The following is a 17806-nucleotide window of genomic DNA, read 5'->3' as shown; positions in this document are numbered from 1 at the left end:
ATGGGTCTTCTCTTCAAATGAAAGCAACAACGAAGCGATGGACGGCAGGTGCTGCCTGCTCCACGCTGTTCAAGCGCACACTTTAGCGGGTTGAGCCGTAGACTTGGTTACGGAAGATTTCACGTGGCCAGCGATGACGTTCATGCGGGCACGAAGCTGCGCATCTTGCCGAACCATGCATGCGCTACCTGCGCACAGTTTCCTGAATATCAAGTGCACTTGCTGCAAGGGGTCATTCGGCAGCGCTACAACCTCGATCGGCCGAGCCCGTCGAATGCCGCACGGTCGCGCTGCTTGAGCTTGTTCGCCGTCATCACGCCGACCACTGCGTTGCGCGTACAAAAAGCTCGGCATGCACGACAAGAGCCAGATTCCATAGCTGCTCGGGCTGCGCGAGAACGCAACGGCAAACGCCACCGCGCTCGCGCCGGGCGAATGAACCTCTAACTCACTCCTCTTCTTCCTCTTCGAGGCCGGCAAGCAGATCGTCGACCGCGCGATACACGCGCTCGACGATTTCCGGCCCGACCTTGCGCTCCAGTTCGCGATAGTGGGCTTCAAGATCCTTCGAGATCACCCGCACCAGTTCGACACTCGTTTCCGTTAGCGACACCAGCACGCGGCGCTGGTCTTCCGCAAAACGCTCCTTCGTCACCAGTTCCATGCTCTCCATGCGGGCAAGCACGCCGGCCATGCTCGGGCTCGAAATCGTGCAGATATCGGAGATGTGGCGCGGCTCCATCGGGCCATGCTCGTTGAGCGCGCGAATCACGCGCCACTGCTGTTCGGTCAAACCATGCGCGGTAATCAATGGGCGGAAACGCTCCATCATTTTTTCTCTGGCGCGCAGCAACAACATCGGCAGATTGCGGTGCAGAACTCGGGTAGCAGTGGAAGCGGACATGGCGGAAGATGAGTAAAGACAGCTGTCAAAGCTTAAGGGAAAACCCGCGATCAGCCGACAGGCTATTGACCGTGGATGATATCAAGCGCAATACTACTAACATGTTAGTGTTTTCTACGAGACGCAACTGACTTATGTTTGCACTTGCCGATCATCTGCTGCATCCCGAAGGCGACGCGCTGCCTCGCGACGTGGATGCGCGCACCGTTGCCGCGCTGCTTGCACGCGGCATTGCCTGCCGCGCGCCGGTTTCGGGCGCTGTCTATGGAACCCTGCTCAACGACCGGGCCGCATTGGACGCGCTGGGCGATGCGGTGCACGCCGCGCCCTATAAAGCGCCGCCGAAAGCGCCGGTGCTTTATCTGAAGCCGCGCAACACGCTGGCCGGGCACCGCGCGCGCGTCGTCGTGCCTGACAACGCGCTGGGCGTGGAGGTCGGCGCGTCGCTGGGGATTGTGATCGGCCGCACTGCAACACGTGTGAGCGCGGATCACGCGTTCGACTACATCGCCGGCTATACGCTGGTCGCCGATCTGAGCGTGCCGCATGCAAGCGTCTACCGGCCTTCGGTACGGTTCAGGGCACGCGACGGTTTTTGCGTGGTCGGGCCGGCCGTGGTTGTGGCGCGTCATGTTTCAGCACCGGACGATTTGACCATCAAGGTACTGCTTAAGGGACATGAAATCTTCACTGCGAGCACCGCATCGTCGGTACGTAACGTGGCGCAATTGATTGCGGACGTCACCGACTTCATGACGCTTTGCGCCGGTGACGTCATCACGCTAGGCGTGCCGCATGGTTCGCCGGTCGCGCATATCGGCGACACAGCCACGCTATCGATCGGCGAATTGCCGCCGCTTGACATCTCATTCGCCGTTGCACAAGAACACGATGGAGAACAGCAATGATGCGCGGCCGTGTTGCGTATGCAGGAGCGATTCACGAAGCCTGGCCGGACGCCAACGGCGTGCGCCTCGCCGATGGCCGCGTGCGTCGCGAGGATGAAGTCGTGTGGCTCGCGCCGATCGAGGTCGGCACGATCTTCGCGCTCGGTTTGAACTACGCCGAGCATGCCAAGGAACTGCAATTCACCAAGCAGGAAGAGCCGCTCGTTTTTCTCAAAGGCCCCGGCACGGTGATCGGCCATCGCGGCGTGACGCGCCGCCCCGCGGACGTCACCTTCATGCACTACGAGTGCGAACTGGCTGTCGTGATCGGGCAGACCGCACGGAACGTCACGCGCGAAAACGCCATGCAGCACGTGGCCGGCTACATGATCGCGAACGATTACGCGATCCGCGACTACCTGGAAAACTACTACCGCCCCAACCTGCGCGTGAAGAATCGCGACGGCGGCACGGTGCTCGGCCCCTGGTTCGTCGATGCCGCCGATGTCGCGGACGTCACGCAACTCGAGTTGCGCACCTATGTGAACGGCACGCGGCAACAGCACGGCAACACGCGGGATCTCGTCACCGACATCCCGGCGTTGATCGAATACCTGAGCAGCTTCATGACGCTCGCGCCCGGCGACGTGATCCTGACCGGCACGCCGGAAGGCATTGTCAACGTCAATGCGGGCGACGAAGTCGTCTGCGAAATCGACGGCCTGGGCCGTCTCGTCAATACGATTGCATCCGACGCGGACTTTGGCCGCGCCTGATCGACAGCTTTACATGGGATCGGAGTAAGTGCTATGGGACCAGAGTAAGCGCTAAAGCGCCAACTCTGGTCGACACACCAACTCCGATCGACAGCGAAAAGAGCAAGGACAAGGCAATGCGAATCGAACATCTGATCAACGGCAAGTCGGGCACGGCGCGCGACTACTTCGAAACCGTCAATCCAGCGACGCAAAACGTGCTCGCCGAAGTCGCGCGCGGCACCGCGGAAGAAGTCGACGCCGCCGTGCGCGCAGCGAAAGACGCGTTTCCGGCGTGGGCCGGCAAACCCGCTACGGAACGCGCGAAAATGATTCGCAAGCTCGGCGAGCTGATCGCGAAGAACGTGCCGGAAATCTCCGAGGCCGAAACGCAAGACACCGGCCAGACGATCTCGCAGACGCGCAAGCAACTCGTGCCGCGCGCGGCCGACAACTTCAGCTATTTCGCGGAGATGTGCACGCGCGTCGACGGCCATACGTACCCGACCGATACGCATCTGAACTACACGCTGTTTCATCCGGTGGGCGTGTGCGCGCTGATTTCGCCGTGGAATGTACCGTTCATGACGGCGACGTGGAAAGTCGCGCCCTGCCTCGCGTTCGGCAATACCGCTGTGCTGAAGATGAGCGAACTGTCGCCGCTGACCGCGTCGATGCTCGGCAATCTCGCGCTCGAAGCCGGCATTCCGGCAGGCGTGCTGAACGTCGTGCACGGCTTCGGCAAGGAAACCGGCGAACCGCTGGTGGCGCACCCGGACGTGCATGCGGTGTCGTTCACCGGATCGACGGCGACCGGCAACCGCATCGTGCAAACCGCGGGCCTGAAGAAATTTTCGATGGAACTCGGCGGTAAGTCGCCGTTCGTGATTTTCGACGACGCCGATTTCGAACGCGCGCTCGACGCGGCGATATTCATGATCTTCTCGAACAACGGCGAACGCTGTACGGCAGGCTCGCGAATTCTCGTGCAGCGCTCGATTTACGCGCGCTTTGCCGAGCGCTTCATTGAACGCGCGAAGCGCTTGACCGTTGGCGATCCGCTTGCCGACAGCACGATTGTCGGTCCGATGATCAGCCAGGGGCATCTGGCGAAAGTGCGCAGTTATATCGAACTGGGTCCGAAAGAAGGCGCGACGCTCGCATGCGGTGGACTCGATGCGCCCGATCTGCCTGAAGCGATGCGCAAGGGCAACTTCGTGACGCCAACGGTGTTTGTCGACGTCGACAACCGTATGCGGATCGCCCAGGAAGAAATCTTCGGGCCGGTCGCCTGCCTGATTCCTTTCGACGACGAAGCCGACGCGATCAAACTCGCCAACGACATTTCGTACGGCCTGTCGAGCTACATCTGGACCGAGAACACCGGCCGCGCGTTGCGTGTCGCAGCAGCCGTCGAAGCCGGCATGTGCTTCGTCAACAGCCAGAACGTGCGCGATCTGCGTCAGCCGTTCGGCGGCACCAAGGCATCGGGCGTGGGTCGTGAAGGCGGCACGTGGAGTTACGAAGTGTTCCTCGAACCGAAAAACGTGTGCGTGTCGCTCGGCTCGCATCACATTCCGCGCTGGGGCGTTTGAGGCGCTGGGGCGTTGTTCTACGCACGACGCTGCATCACGCTTCACGCCATACAGAATAGGAGACCGCGATGGGCAAACTCGCGTTAGCAGCAAAAGTGACTCACGTCCCGTCGTTGTATCTATCCGAACTCGACGGTCCGCATAAAGGCTGCCGTCAGCCGGCGATCGACGGCCACCATGAAATCGGCCGGCGCTGCCGCGAGCTGGGCGTCGATACGATCGTCGTGTTTGACGTGCATTGGCTGGTGAACAGCGAATACCACATCAATTGCGCGCCGGGTTTTGAAGGCGTTTATACCAGCAACGAGCTGCCGCACTTTATCAAGAACATGCCGTATGCGTATCCCGGCAATGTCGGGCTCGGCAATCTGATCGCGGAAGTCGCCAACGAAATGGGCGTGAAAAGCCGCGCGCACAGCGAGACCACGCTCGAACTCGAATACGGCACGCTGGTGCCGATGCGCTACATGAACAGCGACCAGCACTTCAAGACGGTGTCGGTGGCGGGCTGGTGCATGTGGCACGACCTCGAGACCAGCGCGCGTTTCGGACTCGCGGTGCGCAAGGCGATCGAGGAGCGCTACGACGGCACCGTGGCGATTCTGGCGAGCGGCTCGCTCAGCCACCACTTCGCCAACAACGGCACCGCCGAGCAGTTCATGCATAAGGTATGGAGCCCGTTTCTCGAACAGATGGACCGCAGGGTCGTCGAGTTGTGGGAAGCCGGCGACTGGAAAACCTTCTGCGAGATGCTGCCGCTCTACAACGAAAAATGCTGGGGCGAAGGCGGCATGCACGACACCGCGATGCTGCTCGGCGCACTCGGCTGGGATCGTTACGAAGGCAAGGTCGAAGTCATCACACCGTATTTCGGCAGTTCGGGCACCGGCCAGATCAATGCGATCTTCCCCGTCACGCCCCTGCCCGCTTAAGCCTCGAGGAGCCCGACGTGCCGCACCTGACACTTGAATACAGCGCCAACCTGGCCGGCGAAGACAGCATCGGCCGACTGTGCGGGACCCTTGCCGATTGCCTGGCTCATTGTCGCGATACGCAGCGCGAGAACGAGCAACGCGTTTATCCGCTCGGCGGCATCCGCGTGCGCGCATTGCGCTGCGAGCAGTACTGCATCGCCGACGGCCGGCCTGACGCCGCGTTTCTGCATGCGAATCTGAAGATCGGCGCTGGCCGCTCCGAGGCCGTAAAGAAGACAACCGGCGACGCGTTGTTCGACTTGATCAAACAACACTTCGCTGCGGAATTTGAACAGCACGGCTTGGCGTTATCGCTCGAAATCAATGAATTCAGCGAAGCGGGCACGTGGAAGCACAACAATTTGCACGCGCGGCTGAAGGCCTGATAACCAGGGCCTGGCGGCGGCTAATAGAGAATCGATCATGCTAGATGAACAGACTATCCGCGACCTCGCGGCGCAACTCGACAATGCCGAGAAAACGCGTACGCAACTACGCCACTTCTCGGCCGCCTATCCGCAGATGACCGTCCAGGACGGATACGCGATTCAACGCGAGTGGGTGAAGCTGAAACTGGCCGAAGGGCATGTGATCAAGGGTCGCAAGATCGGGCTGACATCGCGCGCGATGCAGCGTTCATCGCAGATCGACGAACCTGACTATGCGCCGCTGCTCGACAGCATGTTCATTGAAAGCGGCCAGGACATCCGCGCCGACCGCTTCATCGCGCCACGCGTCGAGGTGGAGTTGGCGTTCGTGTTGAGCAAGCCGCTCAAGGGTCCTGGCGTCACCCTGTTCGACGTGCTCGACGCGACGGCCTACGTGAGCCCGGCGGTGGAGATTATCGATGCGCGCATCGAGCAATTCGACCGCGAAACGAAAGCGCCGCGCAAGGTCTACGACACCATTTCGGACTTCGCGGCGAACGCGGGGATTGTTCTGGGCGGCCGACCGGTGCGTCCGCTGGACGTCGATCTGCGCTGGGTCGGCGCGTTGCTGTACAAGAACGGCGCGGTGGAAGAAAGCGGACTTGCAGCGGCGGTGCTGAATCACCCGGCCACGGGCGTAGCGTGGCTCGCGAACAAGATCGCGCCCTACGACGAAGTGCTAAACGCAAACGACGTGATTCTAAGCGGCTCGTTCACGAGCCCGATTCCCGCGCGTGCCGGCGATACGTTCCACGTCGACTATGGTCCGCTGGGCGGCATTGGTTTGAACTTCATTTGAGTTTGCCGACATGTCTCTACCGCAAAATAGTTTCAAGCGCGCCTTGGCCGAGGGCAAACTGCAATTCGGCCTGTGGGCCGCGCTTGCAGATGCCTACGTGACCGAATTGCTGGCGACTGCCGGCTTTGACTGGCTGCTGATCGACAACGAGCACGCACCGAACGATGTGCGCAGCACGCTGGCGCAATTGCAGGCGGTGGCCGCATACGCGTCGCACCCTGTGGTACGCCCGGTGCGTAGCGACAGCGCGCTGATCAAGCAACTGCTCGACATTGGCGCACAGACTTTATTGCTACCGATGATAGACACGGCCGGGCAAGCGGCTGACGCGGTAGCGGCAACACGCTATCCGCCGCGGGGAATTCGCGGCGTGGGTAGCGCGCTGGCGCGAGCGTCGCGATGGAACCGGATACCGGACTATCTGAACATGGCGGCGGAGGAGTTATGTGTGTTGGTGCAGGTTGAGACGGTTCAGGGGATTAAAAATCTGCCGGCGATCGCGGGCGTGGAAGGTGTCGACGGCGTGTTCTTCGGACCGGCGGACTTGAGCGCTTCGATGGAGTTACTTGGAAAACCGGGCGATGCGCGGGTGCGCGAAGCGATTTGCAACGGCATCAGGACCGTTCGGAACGCGGGCAAGGCGGCGGGCGTGCTGGCACCGGACGCGGGGATCGTGGCCGAGTATTTGGCGGCAGGCGCGACGTTTGTGGCGGTGGGAACGGACACCGGGTTGTTGAGCCGCGCGGCGGTGGATCTGGCGGCATCGTATAAGAAGTCTGCGGGGGCGGCTACGCCGGTAAAAGGTGGTTACTGATGGCGCACAATCGGTAGCCTTTCTGCATTTGCGCAAAGATTGTGCTCACCGTGTTGTAATGTTGCCTACGGTGTTGCCTTTCCTTGCTTTCTTTTTGGTTTATTAGCGTTCCCCCTGTGCGGGGGCACCTACTTTTCTTTGCCTGCCGCAAAGAAAAGTAGGCAAAAGAAAGCGGCTCACACCGCCAGCTCTTAAGCGGATCCCCTGGCTTGGAGGAGGTAGTGGAGCATCTGGAATCTGTGTTCTCGCGCACTCCGCCCCGGTGACAAGGCAGTCATACTTCCGGCGGCGCTGCGCGCGCCGACACGGTACTTCACAAAATCGTCGGGTCCGTCGGGTGCTTCCGGCGCTTGCGGTTGTTCAAGCGTAACGGCTTGCCTTTGCCGCGCTGGCGTAACTCGCGGCCGCGTTTCGTTCAGCGGAGTGGCCCGCACTTCGACAACTGCATTTCGTTCGGCGAGTGGCCTGCAATTCCACAACTGCTTCTCGTTCGGCGAAGTGGCTCGCACTTCCGCAATTCAGCGCCTCGCCGAGGCAAAGCCGATGGCCCCAACCGAACGAAGAATCACCCACTGGTTTCCCTGGCAGACCGTTCCGGCGAGCACGCAGTGCGAGGCGGGAAGGATGATGCGGGAAGCGCGCAGGCCCCATCGGTTTTGAGAAGTACCGCTACGGCGCGCGCAGCGCCGCCGGAAGCATGACCGCCTTGTCACCAGCGCGGAGTGCGCGGGAACACAGAGTCCAGATGCTCCACTGCCTCCTCCAAGCCAGGGGACCCGCTTAAGCGCTGGCGGTGTAAAGCCGCTTTCTTTTGCCTACTTTTCTTTGCGGCAGGCAAAGAAAAGTAGGTGCCCCCCGCACAGGGGGAACGCTAATAAACCAAAAAGAAAGCAAGGAAAGGCAACCCCGTAGGCACACAGAAAAATGCCGCCGCCAAAGGCAAAAAAAACCAACACCCCAATCAGCCGCTACGCGCAAAAAAACCCTAATCACTTGCCGGCCAAGGCAACCCCACAGAAGACCAATCCAACTCGACACCAACAACAGACCGCTCCCTAGCCAACTGCACAGCCAAAGTAACAGCAATACAAGGCCGGCCACTGGCCAAAGAAAGATAAGGATTACTGGCCACAGGCACACCAGGCAACAAAACCGCGTTACGAAAATAGGGCCGATGATCCCATCGAGCATCGCGCGGATTAGCAACAGGGTGCAGCGAAGCCGCATCACTACTCCATGCTGGCCCGCGCAATTCAGGCCCGATCTGCCGCCCCGAATCATCCAGAATAAAACAGCTGACACATCGCTCAAACGTAGCGAGAGAAGCAAACGCCTCATCCATCACCACGCCGGCAATCAGTTCATCAGCCGCCCGGCTCAAAGCCAACCGATAAGGCTCGACCTCCGACTCGAATAAAGCATGCTGATGCGCACGCCCCTGTGCGATCACATCGAACGCATCGTCGATCCGCCGCCGCACCGACTCCGGCGGCGCCATCTCGGCAGCCGGCCGCCCAAGCAAATACCCCTGCGCAAAATCCACATTCGACGCGACCGCGAGAATCAGCTCCTCGGTCGTTTCGACTCCTTCCACCACCACCAGCATCCCCGCCTGATGCAGCAGCGATACCAGTTTCGGCAAAATCGGCTGCTCAGTACCGGGACTCGTCGCGCGAATCAGTTCGCCGTCGAGCTTGACAAGATCCGGCCGGATCCGGAACAGCCGGTCGAGATTCGATTGGCCCGCGCCGAAATCGTCGACGGCGATCAGGAAACCGTGCTTGCGATACAAGGCTGCCGCCCGTGACATTTCATCGACGCTGCCGCCATGCGACTCGAGAATCTCGAGAATCACCCGCTCCGGTTCGAGCCCCACCGCCCGCACAATCGCGGCGAGCTGATCGGCATAACCTTCGGCGATGAACGTGGCCGGCAGAATATTGAGGAAGAGCCACGCACCCGGAGGCAGCGACCTGCGCGCATTGCCCAGATGCACGGCGTGACTCGCGCGATCGAGCGCGCCTTCGTCGTTGCCAGGGTTCGGCGCAAACAGCACGACCGGCGGCACCAGCATGCCGTCGGCCTGCTCGCCGCGCAGCAACGCCTCAAAACCCACCTGCTTCTGGTGCGACAAGCTGTAAAGCGGCTGGAAATGCGAGGTCAGGTAATAGTCTTCCCATTTCAGCCTGGGCGGTGCCGCCCCGCCCGCTGCATGCGCCGCGTCGGACGCGAATTGCAGAGCCTCGCCCGGCCGCGCGCGTTCGGCGCATACGCGGTTTCTGCCCAGGTGCTTGGCGCGCAGCAACGCTTCGTCGGCGCGGTCGAGCAGCATCATGATGCTTTCGCCGCTGCGGTGTTCGGCCACGCCGAAGCTCGCGCTCAGCTTACCGTCGGGGCGCTCGAGCGCGGCAATCGCGCCGCGCAAACGCTCGGCCAGTGTGAGCGCGCCGGTGAGCCCGTCACGCAGCAGCACCGCGAACTCCTCGCCGCCGATCCGGCTTATGCTTTCTTCCGCAGTGGTCTGTTCCATCAGCGCCTGGGCGACCTGATACAGCGCATGGTCGCCGACCGCATGGCCAAAACGGTCGTTCAGCGATTTGAAACTGTCGATGTCGAGATAAATCGCGCTGACCCGCGCATCGGGTGTCATGACTTCAAGGCGGCGCTCAGCCTGTTCCACGAACGCGCGACGGTTTTGCAGGCCGGTCAGCGGATCGGTCGCGGCGAGTTGCGCCAATTGACTCTCGAGCAGAAAGTGGTTGCGCCGGAACCAGTAGAAGCCGAAGTGAAACACAGCGGAAGTCGGCATGCCGATCGCCACGATCCACATCCACGTCACGACGCCGACGTCATGCGTGCTCGGCTCGCCAAACAGCAAGGCGAGCGCCGTCGCATAGAAAAGCGCGCTGCCGACCAGAAAATGCGTCGGCGTGAGCCACAACGGCGCTGCGCAGATCGGTATCACCACCACGGCGGGCAGCGCCCAGAGCAACGGCTGATCGACCCCGGAAATGTTCAGCGCGAGACCCACCGCCAGCACCAGCGAATACGCCACGCCGATCGCGCCGAATACAAAGGTCGTTGCCGCTCGCGGAATCGCCAGCACCAGCAGGCCGAGCACCAGTGCGCAAAGAAGCCGGTACGGCAGCGGCAGCGCCGGTCCGCCGACAAAGTTGCGCGCCCCCACGAAGCACAGGAACGCGACCACGGTAAACGCCATCGTGACCGTCGAAAGCGGGCGTTGGTGTTCCAGCGATCGTCGATGGAAACGCTCGCGCAAGCCGGAATCGGCCATTTGCTTCGTCGAGGTGGAAAGCATATTGATAGTTATCAGGCGGGTTCCGGTCACTCTGCCAATGTATAACGGCAAACGTCTGACAAATATTTATCCCTTCCGCTCAAATAGGCATGAGGCGCGGCGCGGCTGTCATCGATCATCGCCAGGAGACCTCGACATACCGTGACGGCAAACGTTTGCCGGTCGGAACGACACCGGCGCGTCACCTTCCTTCCGGCACCCGCGCGATTCCGCTTGCCGCTATGCCGCCATCACGCGATCGCGGCCTGACGCCTTGGCGGCATATAGCGCGCCGTCCGCACGCGCCATCAGTTCGGCGAGCGGCTCGTCCCATCGATGCTGGTCCACGCCGACGCTGAAGGTGTACCTCAGTCCGCGTGGCAATTCGGTGTGCGCGGCCGCAGCCAGCCGGACCCGGATCCGGTCCAGCAGGGCCACCGCTTCGGCGGCGGTGGTCGCCGGGCACAACACGCCGAACTCTTCGCCGCCCAGGCGCCCGAACACATCGCCGACACGCAGGTTGCGGGCGATGAACGCCGCGAAGTGGCGCAGCACCTGGTCGCCGACGGCGTGGCCGTGGCCGTCGTTGATGGCCTTGAACGAGTCGATGTCGATGATCGCCAGGGCCACCGGGGAGCGCGTGCGCACCGACGCGTTGAGCAGCGCGTCGCCGATTGCCAGAAAGGCGCGGCGCGACAGCGCGCCTGTCAGATCGTCGACGTTGGCAAGCCGCTCGAGCCGCTCGGCGAGGCGATCGTGCACCAGCATCACCACGCCGATCGACATGGCCGGCTGCGCGAGAATCCCGAGCACGAGGTATGCGATGTTGGGCGCCGTCACCTGCATCAAGCTGCTCTGCACCACGATGCCGAAGCCGTACAGGATGCCGCGTGTGATGTGCCCGGCGCAAAACAGCGCCGCCACTACCGCGAGGAAGTAGTAGCTGTAGCGCGGCCGGTTCGACGGACGCCCACGCAGCATCGTCACGACGAGCACTGCATAGAGGCTGGCATGGAACGTCGACGCCACGGCCACCCGTGCATTGAAGTTCGGCGAGACAAAGGTCCAGTAGGCAATGCCGATTAACACCGCGACCGCACCGGCATACGCGCCCCAAGGCCGAGTGCGGCGCCCCAGAAACCGGTAGCAGCCCTCGACCAGCAGCAGCAGCGCCACAGCCAGCAACTCGTTGGCGGCAACGAAGGTCAGCCAGCGCGAAGCGTGCCCTTGCAGCGCGAAGGCCAGCAGCGCCACGATCGCCACCGCATTGGCCGAGATCCAGTAGCCGACGCCGGGTATTCTCGCGCGCCACAGAGAGCCGAGCACGGCCATCGCCATGACGCCCGACAGAACGATCGTGACCAGAATACTGAGTGGATTGAGCATGGGGTTGATTGAGTCGGACGACATCGCGATGGAACGCAGCGCCTAGCTGCGCTGTTCAACCGCAGCGCAGCGATCGGGCTTCGCAAGTCCGTAAGCTTACTCGACCGATGTAAAATTTAGACATGTGTCTCGTAAGAGATACAAGCTACATGACCGGGCCAGAAGCTGATGCCATGCTGCAACGACGCAGCAAACGCAAATGAACTACCCACAAACGACAAACCCGGCTCGCGCCGGGTTTGCTGCTTTAACGGAAGAAGATATTTTTCAGCACCAAGTACACAATAAAACCCATCATCGCAGTAAAAGCCACGATTGCAACAATACGACTACGGCGAGATTTAGCGGATGAAGAGAAAGGGAAGCTAGGCATTTGGTCACCATTTAATACCGGTTTTCCCTTGATCTACGGAGAAGCCTCCACCAAGAGTTCCAACGTTTTTTGTGTTGCCAGCGTTTACACCAGCACCAACGCCAAGCACCGTTGCAGTTCCGTTGCCGGGCGAATACATCACGCCACCACCGACCAAATCATACGCACCATTCATACCGCCAGCGTAGCCGCCGGCAAAGCTATTCACCTGCCCTGGCCTCACAGTCACCGTGTTCAGCCAGCTAGTGGAAATTCCAATGCCCGCATTAACCGGATTTGGAACATTCATATTAAGCCCTCCGCCAAAGAACGCATTCCCATCACGCGTAAACGTCCCCCACGCACTGCCAACGAAGTAATCAACCTGGAAGTTCACGAAGTCCGGCGCTCTCACCAGTTCAGGATTGGACCCTGCGGTCGCGGGCTGGTACGACAGGCCGCTGCCCTGTGCGCCGTTCGAGATATACGCCTGTAAATCGGGATCGCCCGGTCCCAGACTCTGCGCCCAGACCTGCTGCCCAGCCTTGTTCACGCCGTAAGACTGCCAGTCCGTACCATCCTGCGGCTGCGCGCCGGTCGCCACGCGCACACCTCCCGATTCAGTCTGGCCATTTACCGTCAGGTTCATCTGGGCCATCTGATCCTCGATCTGCTGCTCGGTGTATTTACCGCCGCTCCAGTCGGCCAGTTTTTTCGCCAAGGTCTGCTCTTTGGCCTTGTTGTCCTCATGCAGTTATCGATTGTAGCGGTCTTGCACGCAGATCAACTACATTCCTTTGTCGTCCTTGTATCGTAGATCATTGCAAATGCATAGACATCTCGTGGCAAACCACGAGAGCTATCTTTCTCCGAAAAAGTATTAATTCTCGCAAGCATATGGTCCTTACAAAGGGTGATGACATTTCCATCATTCGATCTTTGTACCCACCCCCGCCTCGTCAGCTCAAGTTGATAGGCCTTAGCCATATCGGAATTCCATGAATGAGCATTAATATTTTTTATCAACAATGATCCACCAATCTTTGCGTTGGAGTACGTAGAGTCGACGACGCCACCCATCTTCATAGCAGCCTCCATGTCTCGGGCCATCGTCTCCAAGTGTTCCTCAGACTCCGCTTTTGACGGATTCTTCAGCATTGCGATCAGCCCGACACTCAGCCCGAAAATCATTATGAGCACCCAACCGATTGCTTTCCATGATCGATATTTAGTGTTTCGCATTTGAATTTCCTATCCACGGAATAGCGAACAAAGGGATGCTGTAACCTCCTGAGCCATTACCACCAGGATTTGCTGGCTTCGCTACCCCGCCGACGCCAATGCCCACCTCAATCGCTGTCTGCCCCCCAACTGAATGGTTCAGTCCACCGCAAACTCCGTACAGGCATCCATTTCCACCAACTGATTGCCCAACGAGTAGCTTATCCGTCGCCTCAGCCTTGTCTGTTGTACTCATGCCAACATTATCCGGAATCATGCCGAACACGATGCCAACACCTTTCCCACGAGAAGCAGAGATAGACCCGCCCGCGTAGACATTCCCGTTATACAGATTAACCGTAACGCTCCCGCCTAACCCAGCGCCAGCTTGCAAAGTCACAAAATCGATCGCCCCCGGCCGTTGTGCTGCCATTGCTGCAAGTGACGACTTTTGGTCAGCCTGCGCGTCATCTGCGCTGTACTTGAACATACTGCTACCGGGTGTCTGCTGCACCATGCCTCCATAGCCATCTGTCGAGAAATACGTTCCGTTGTAGTTCTTCAGTTGTGCCTGTTCGGCTGTATAGGCTGCGCCTTCCTGTTCTAGCGCGGAGTACTTCGCGGAATCGGCCGTACCCGGCGCAAATTCGGCCGCACAGTGAACCAGCGCGCATCCGGCCGCTTCCAGACGATGTTCCTTGTCAGCGTCCCAGTTGGCCAGGTTTTTGATTTCCCGCTTTTCGTTCGGGTGTAGTTGTCGGTTGAACCGGTCCACGTTGTAGCCAGAGAACGTTCCCGCATCGCCACCCACTGCTGCCCCCGCACCCGTGGCGATCACGTTCGCCACGATGCTGCCAGGCGTCGAGACAGCCAGCGCGTCGCCGTCGATGTCGCCGTTCGTGTTGTCGATGGATGAAGCCGAGACGGTTGTGGATGCGCCGGACAGTGTGCCACCCGCATTGTTTAATGCTCCGCCCGACGAAGCGTTGAGCACACCGCCCGCCGTAATGCTGCCTGCGTGGTTGTCGACGCCCTGCGCGCGAACCGTTGCATTGTCCGCCGCGCTCAGTTTCCCCTGGTTCGCGAGCGTGTCTGCTTTGAGGCTTAGCGCGCCGTTTGTGCCAATCGTGCCACCTGCGCCATTGATCAGCGCGCCCGTCGTGGTGAGCGTTATCCCGTCGCCATTGAGCGACACGATGCGGCCCGTCGTGTTGTCGAGTGAGGCGGCGCTTACATCCGCCTGTGCCGCCGCCTGCATCGTGCCGCCCGCGTTCGAGGCAGCGCCTGCGACGCTGGCCGTCAGCCTGTCGTCCGATACGATCTGGCCGCTACGGTTCGACAGTGCGCCGGCCGTGATCGTCTGCGCAGCGCCGGAGGTGAGCGAGCCGTTGTCATTCGTCAGCGTGCCGGCTGCGGTTGCCGAGAGCGAACCGCCTGCGGTCGTCGTCGCGCTGGACGTGTTGAGCTCGCCGCTGCTTGCGGTGAGGGCAAGATTGCCGTTCGCCTGCGTCTCGCTGCCGCCGAGATCGAGCGCCGCGCCAGAGAGCGTCGCGTTACCCCCGGCCGCGTTGTTGCCGTGCGCCGACAGCACGCCATCAGCCGTGACGGCCAGGTTGCCCGCCTGCGCGAGCGAGCCGTCGGCGTCGACACCTGCGCCGAGCGTGCCGGCCGATGCGATGCTGGCCGCGTGGGCCGTCAGGTCCTGCTGCGCGGCAAGCGTGCCGCTGTTCGTCAGGTTGCCCGCCGTATTGACCGTGACCGACTGCTGCGCGTAGGTCGTGCCGCTATTGTCGATGCCGTCGTGCGCCGACAGCGCCATGCTGCCGCTCGCGTTGGTCTGTCCCGCGAGTACGAGCTTGCCCTGCGTCGTCAGTGTCAGGTCACCCGACTGCGCGGCAAGTACGCCTCTGGTGGACACGCCGACGCCGTTCTCTGTCCCGACGAGGACGATGCGATTCGCGTACATGCCGCCCAGGTTGCTCACGTCGATCGACACACCCGGCGCGGGACCATTGCCCGCGATCGGCGTCGCGTTGAGCGTGTCGTGGTCGATGCTGTTCGCACCGGTCACGACGTTCAGGTTCTTCGCATGAATCGCGGCGTTCGCCTGGACCGCGCGCGCGAGCAGGTCGACCTGGTCGACATCCGATGCGTTCAGCCCCGCGCCCTGAATCGTGATGTTTCCGCCCGTCACGTTGAAGCCCGCGAGCGAGCCGTCCGGCGCGAAGTTCGGCGCACCCGTCGTCAGGATCGCGCGCGACATATTGATGAACCCTCCGCCGTTCACGCTGATGCCCGAACCGTTCGCGATGACGACCTCGGCCCGCTGGCCGGCGACTTCGAGATGGCCGTTGATCTGGCTGGCCGCGCTGCTGTTGACCTGGTTGACGATCACGCGTGCAGACTGGCCGGGGCCGAAGTTCGGATTGCCGTTAATCAGGCCCGCCTGCTGCGTCTGCACGATGGTCGGCGAATTGTTCAGAATCGCGCCGGGCTGCTGTACGTCGAACTGGCCGTATGTGTTCATCGAGACGCCGGCGCCGGACGGCCGGTTGATGTTCACCTGCGGCAAACCATTCTGCGTCGTGATAACGCCCGGCGCATGCGCGCCACCCGGAACGATCTGTGCGCCTGACCATGAGGGCCACACACCGAGTAACGCAAGCGCGGCGAACGCGATCTGCCGGAGCGTAAATAGTGCTGTGTGACCTGCTGTCTTGCCCCGACTGCAAACCGTGGTCTGTCCGGTTTCCTTTCCCGTTGCCGTGGCAGTTTCCTCGACGGCGACGAGCATGCTTCTCAGTCGGCTGAATACGAGCCGGTAGTTGTTCTTGTTCATCTGGTCTTATTCGGCATGCCAATTTATGGTGACCCGTAAACTAGCGCCAGATGAAACGGTTGGGCTCGAACTGACCGTTAACCTTGAGCTATATACAACGCTTCAGGTCAAATCAGACTCGTCCTATCGAGCATTGCCGGAATATGAAGTAGTCAATGTGGGCGGAAAAAAGCCCGCACGAGGCGGGCAAACACCCCAACCAGCCGCTATGCGCAAAAAACCCTCGCTTCTAGCCTACAATTACCGCTGCAGCGAGCCCAATCGCGGCTACCTAAAGTACCGAGAACCACCATGCCTGCCGAACCCGAAAAAGTCCCATCTGCCAGCACTGCGGACAACCTGTCAAAACGCAAGCCACTGCCCATAGCGATACGCAACCTTCTAATGGTCGCCGTCGGCTTAATCGTGTTCGCAATCGTCTCAGGCCTCGTGCTATACGAGCCGATCGCTTACGGCGACCCCGTTCCCAATTTCGGCATCATCCTGATGATGACTGTGCCGGTTATCGCCGGTGTGGCGTTCCGGGTCGGCCTGGATGCGTGGCTGGATAGAAGCTGATCGGGTTGGGACAGGCGGACTGACGAACCGGGAGCCGAACGACCGGTGAAATATTCCTAGGTGGGCAACGCAACTTCACCCGTCTCAAGCAATGACTTGAGGTTGGAAAGAATGCGCGGCCAACCGCCGGACACAGCATCGATGAACCTCGAATCCGCTCTGTCCATCGAGTGCATGATGGTGAGCTTGGCTGCGTTGCCCACCGGTTCTATGTCGATCACGCACTGCGAATAGCCCTCGGCCTTCAACTCCGGCATGAACTCGTTGCGCCATCTAAGAACCATACGCCTCGGCGGATCGATCTCCACGATCTCGCCGGTATCGGTAACCCGGCCGTCGGGGTAAACCAGTTTCCATGACGAACCGGCCTTCCAGTCAGTCTCGTGATGCACGCCGTACCAATATTGCTTCGTGAATTCGGGACTCGTCAGCGCCGACCAAAGCTGCTCGGGCGTCGTGCGGATGAAGGTGACATAGACAAACGTAGAAGCGGACTTGCTAGTCATGATCGTTTCCTTCAAGGGTCCTCTTGAGATCGGACAGCGCGCTTAACTGCGGTCGCTCGAACTTGCCGATCCAGCGCTCCGCGATCTCATTGATCGGAACAGGATTGATGAAATGCAGCTTCTCCCGGCCTTGACGCTTGCACGAGACAAGGTTCGCCTCTTCAAGGATCGAGAGATGCTTCGCAACGGCCTGACGCGTCATATCCAGGCCCTGGCACAGTTCGCCTAGCGTCTGGCCATTTTCTTCATGCAAGCTGTCCAGCAAGCGTCGGCGGCTTGCGTCCGCCAAAGCCCGAAACACCGCGTCGTCGTTCATTTTTTCATTATGCAACCAATTGGTTGCGTGTCAAGGAAAAATGCGGGTTTGGCCTTGGCGTCGGGTCATCGCGCCGTACTCGCACAATAACTGGGGCGAGCCGCCAGTCGAGACAAGGCACCTATAGAAGTGCAAGCAAGCCGGCTTCGTGCGGGGCTTGCGCGCCCTCTGCCC

At 60.8% G+C, this 17806-nt stretch carries 15 protein-coding genes and 2 pseudogenes; 9 read left to right on the top strand and 8 right to left on the bottom strand.

Translation table 11 applies throughout. The features are described 5' to 3' along the window. Window positions 1-48: 48 nt before the first annotated feature. Window positions 49-216 (top strand): annotated as a pseudogene (locus tag AC3WOG_RS27095) (hypothetical protein); the annotation flags it as partial. Window positions 217-448: 232 nt separating this feature from the next. Here AC3WOG_RS27095 and hpaR read toward each other — a convergent pair. Next, complete coding sequence (hpaR, locus tag AC3WOG_RS27090; RefSeq protein WP_492582462.1) at window positions 449-859, bottom strand: homoprotocatechuate degradation operon regulator HpaR; 411 nt, start codon at window positions 857-859, stop codon at window positions 449-451. A 179-nt stretch (window positions 860-1038) separates the two neighbouring features. Between hpaR and AC3WOG_RS27085 the strand changes: the two genes are divergently transcribed. From AC3WOG_RS27085 to hpaI, 7 genes are all read left to right on the top strand, one after another. Next, window positions 1039-1812, top strand: a complete 774-nt coding sequence (locus AC3WOG_RS27085; protein ID WP_492580938.1) for a fumarylacetoacetate hydrolase family protein — start codon at window positions 1039-1041, stop codon at window positions 1810-1812. Further along, entirely contained in the window at window positions 1809-2567 is a 759-nt protein-coding gene (locus AC3WOG_RS27080; protein WP_492580937.1) for a fumarylacetoacetate hydrolase family protein, read from the top strand. Before AC3WOG_RS27085 ends, AC3WOG_RS27080 begins: the two co-directional genes overlap by 4 nt. Before the next feature lie 116 nt (window positions 2568-2683). Then, the gene (gene hpaE / locus AC3WOG_RS27075; RefSeq protein ID WP_492580936.1) at window positions 2684-4141 is read left to right on the top strand and encodes a 5-carboxymethyl-2-hydroxymuconate semialdehyde dehydrogenase; all 1458 of its coding nucleotides are present in this window, start codon (window positions 2684-2686) and stop codon (window positions 4139-4141) included. A 68-nt stretch (window positions 4142-4209) separates the two neighbouring features. Next, window positions 4210-5073: a 3,4-dihydroxyphenylacetate 2,3-dioxygenase gene (hpaD, locus tag AC3WOG_RS27070; RefSeq protein WP_492580935.1), complete on the top strand. Its 864-nt coding sequence runs from the start codon at window positions 4210-4212 to the stop codon at window positions 5071-5073. Window positions 5074-5090: 17 nt separating this feature from the next. Beyond that, complete coding sequence (locus AC3WOG_RS27065) at window positions 5091-5501, top strand: 5-carboxymethyl-2-hydroxymuconate Delta-isomerase (RefSeq protein WP_492580934.1); 411 nt, start codon at window positions 5091-5093, stop codon at window positions 5499-5501. A 37-nt stretch (window positions 5502-5538) separates the two neighbouring features. Further along, on the top strand, window positions 5539-6342 hold the full coding sequence (gene hpaH, locus AC3WOG_RS27060) for a 2-oxo-hept-4-ene-1,7-dioate hydratase (protein ID WP_492580933.1): 804 nt from the start codon (window positions 5539-5541) through the stop codon (window positions 6340-6342). Between the two features lie 10 nt (window positions 6343-6352). Then, window positions 6353-7156, top strand: a complete 804-nt coding sequence (gene hpaI, locus AC3WOG_RS27055) for a 4-hydroxy-2-oxoheptanedioate aldolase (protein WP_492580932.1) — start codon at window positions 6353-6355, stop codon at window positions 7154-7156. 985 nt (window positions 7157-8141) lie between these two features. Here hpaI and AC3WOG_RS27050 read toward each other — a convergent pair. The 5 genes and pseudogenes from AC3WOG_RS27050 to AC3WOG_RS27030 all read right to left on the bottom strand — a co-directional run. Beyond that, window positions 8142-10475, bottom strand: coding sequence for an EAL domain-containing protein (locus tag AC3WOG_RS27050; protein ID WP_492580931.1), 2334 nt, complete (start codon window positions 10473-10475; stop codon window positions 8142-8144). Window positions 10476-10694: 219 nt separating this feature from the next. Then, entirely contained in the window at window positions 10695-11864 is a 1170-nt protein-coding gene (locus tag AC3WOG_RS27045) for a GGDEF domain-containing protein (RefSeq protein ID WP_492580930.1), read from the bottom strand. A gap of 353 nt (window positions 11865-12217) precedes the next feature. After that, complete coding sequence (locus tag AC3WOG_RS27040; RefSeq protein ID WP_492580929.1) at window positions 12218-12913, bottom strand: hypothetical protein; 696 nt, start codon at window positions 12911-12913, stop codon at window positions 12218-12220. Window positions 12914-12975: 62 nt separating this feature from the next. Then, window positions 12976-13434, bottom strand: a complete 459-nt coding sequence (locus tag AC3WOG_RS27035; RefSeq protein WP_492580928.1) for a hypothetical protein — start codon at window positions 13432-13434, stop codon at window positions 12976-12978. An 823-nt stretch (window positions 13435-14257) separates the two neighbouring features. Beyond that, window positions 14258-16252, bottom strand: a pseudogene (locus tag AC3WOG_RS27030) (two-partner secretion domain-containing protein); the annotation flags it as partial. Window positions 16253-16543: 291 nt separating this feature from the next. Between AC3WOG_RS27030 and AC3WOG_RS27025 the strand changes: the two are divergent. Beyond that, window positions 16544-16810, top strand: coding sequence for a hypothetical protein (locus AC3WOG_RS27025; protein WP_492580927.1), 267 nt, complete (start codon window positions 16544-16546; stop codon window positions 16808-16810). A gap of 56 nt (window positions 16811-16866) precedes the next feature. Here the strand turns inward: AC3WOG_RS27025 and AC3WOG_RS27020 are convergent, their stop codons facing one another. Continuing rightward, window positions 16867-17316 carry an SRPBCC family protein gene (locus AC3WOG_RS27020; RefSeq protein ID WP_492580926.1) on the bottom strand — a complete coding sequence of 150 codons (450 nt, stop codon included), beginning with the start codon at window positions 17314-17316 and terminating at the stop codon, window positions 16867-16869. Beyond that, the gene (locus AC3WOG_RS27015; RefSeq protein ID WP_492580925.1) at window positions 17309-17632 is read right to left on the bottom strand and encodes an ArsR/SmtB family transcription factor; all 324 of its coding nucleotides are present in this window, start codon (window positions 17630-17632) and stop codon (window positions 17309-17311) included. Before AC3WOG_RS27015 ends, AC3WOG_RS27020 begins: the two co-directional genes overlap by 8 nt. Window positions 17633-17806: the final 174 nt, after the last annotated feature.

Source organism: Paraburkholderia sp. FW306-02-B, from assembly GCF_058782725.1.
This window is presented reverse-complemented; position numbering and strand designations above follow the sequence as displayed.

Coding starts and splice junctions, on each gene's coding strand:
- AC3WOG_RS27020 (WP_492580926.1), bottom strand. CDS start 17,316: ATGACTAGCAAGTCCGCTTCTACGTTTGTCTATGTCACCTTCATCCGC.
- AC3WOG_RS27045 (WP_492580930.1), bottom strand. CDS start 11,864: ATGTCGTCCGACTCAATCAACCCCATGCTCAATCCACTCAGTATTCTG.
- hpaD (WP_492580935.1), top strand. CDS start 4,210: ATGGGCAAACTCGCGTTAGCAGCAAAAGTGACTCACGTCCCGTCGTTG.
- AC3WOG_RS27050 (WP_492580931.1), bottom strand. CDS start 10,475: ATGCTTTCCACCTCGACGAAGCAAATGGCCGATTCCGGCTTGCGCGAG.
- AC3WOG_RS27025 (WP_492580927.1), top strand. CDS start 16,544: ATGCCTGCCGAACCCGAAAAAGTCCCATCTGCCAGCACTGCGGACAAC.
- AC3WOG_RS27085 (WP_492580938.1), top strand. CDS start 1,039: ATGTTTGCACTTGCCGATCATCTGCTGCATCCCGAAGGCGACGCGCTG.
- AC3WOG_RS27035 (WP_492580928.1), bottom strand. CDS start 13,434: ATGCGAAACACTAAATATCGATCATGGAAAGCAATCGGTTGGGTGCTC.
- hpaH (WP_492580933.1), top strand. CDS start 5,539: ATGCTAGATGAACAGACTATCCGCGACCTCGCGGCGCAACTCGACAAT.
- hpaI (WP_492580932.1), top strand. CDS start 6,353: ATGTCTCTACCGCAAAATAGTTTCAAGCGCGCCTTGGCCGAGGGCAAA.
- hpaR (WP_492582462.1), bottom strand. CDS start 859: ATGTTGTTGCTGCGCGCCAGAGAAAAAATGATGGAGCGTTTCCGCCCA.
- AC3WOG_RS27080 (WP_492580937.1), top strand. CDS start 1,809: ATGATGCGCGGCCGTGTTGCGTATGCAGGAGCGATTCACGAAGCCTGG.
- hpaE (WP_492580936.1), top strand. CDS start 2,684: ATGCGAATCGAACATCTGATCAACGGCAAGTCGGGCACGGCGCGCGAC.
- AC3WOG_RS27015 (WP_492580925.1), bottom strand. CDS start 17,632: ATGAACGACGACGCGGTGTTTCGGGCTTTGGCGGACGCAAGCCGCCGA.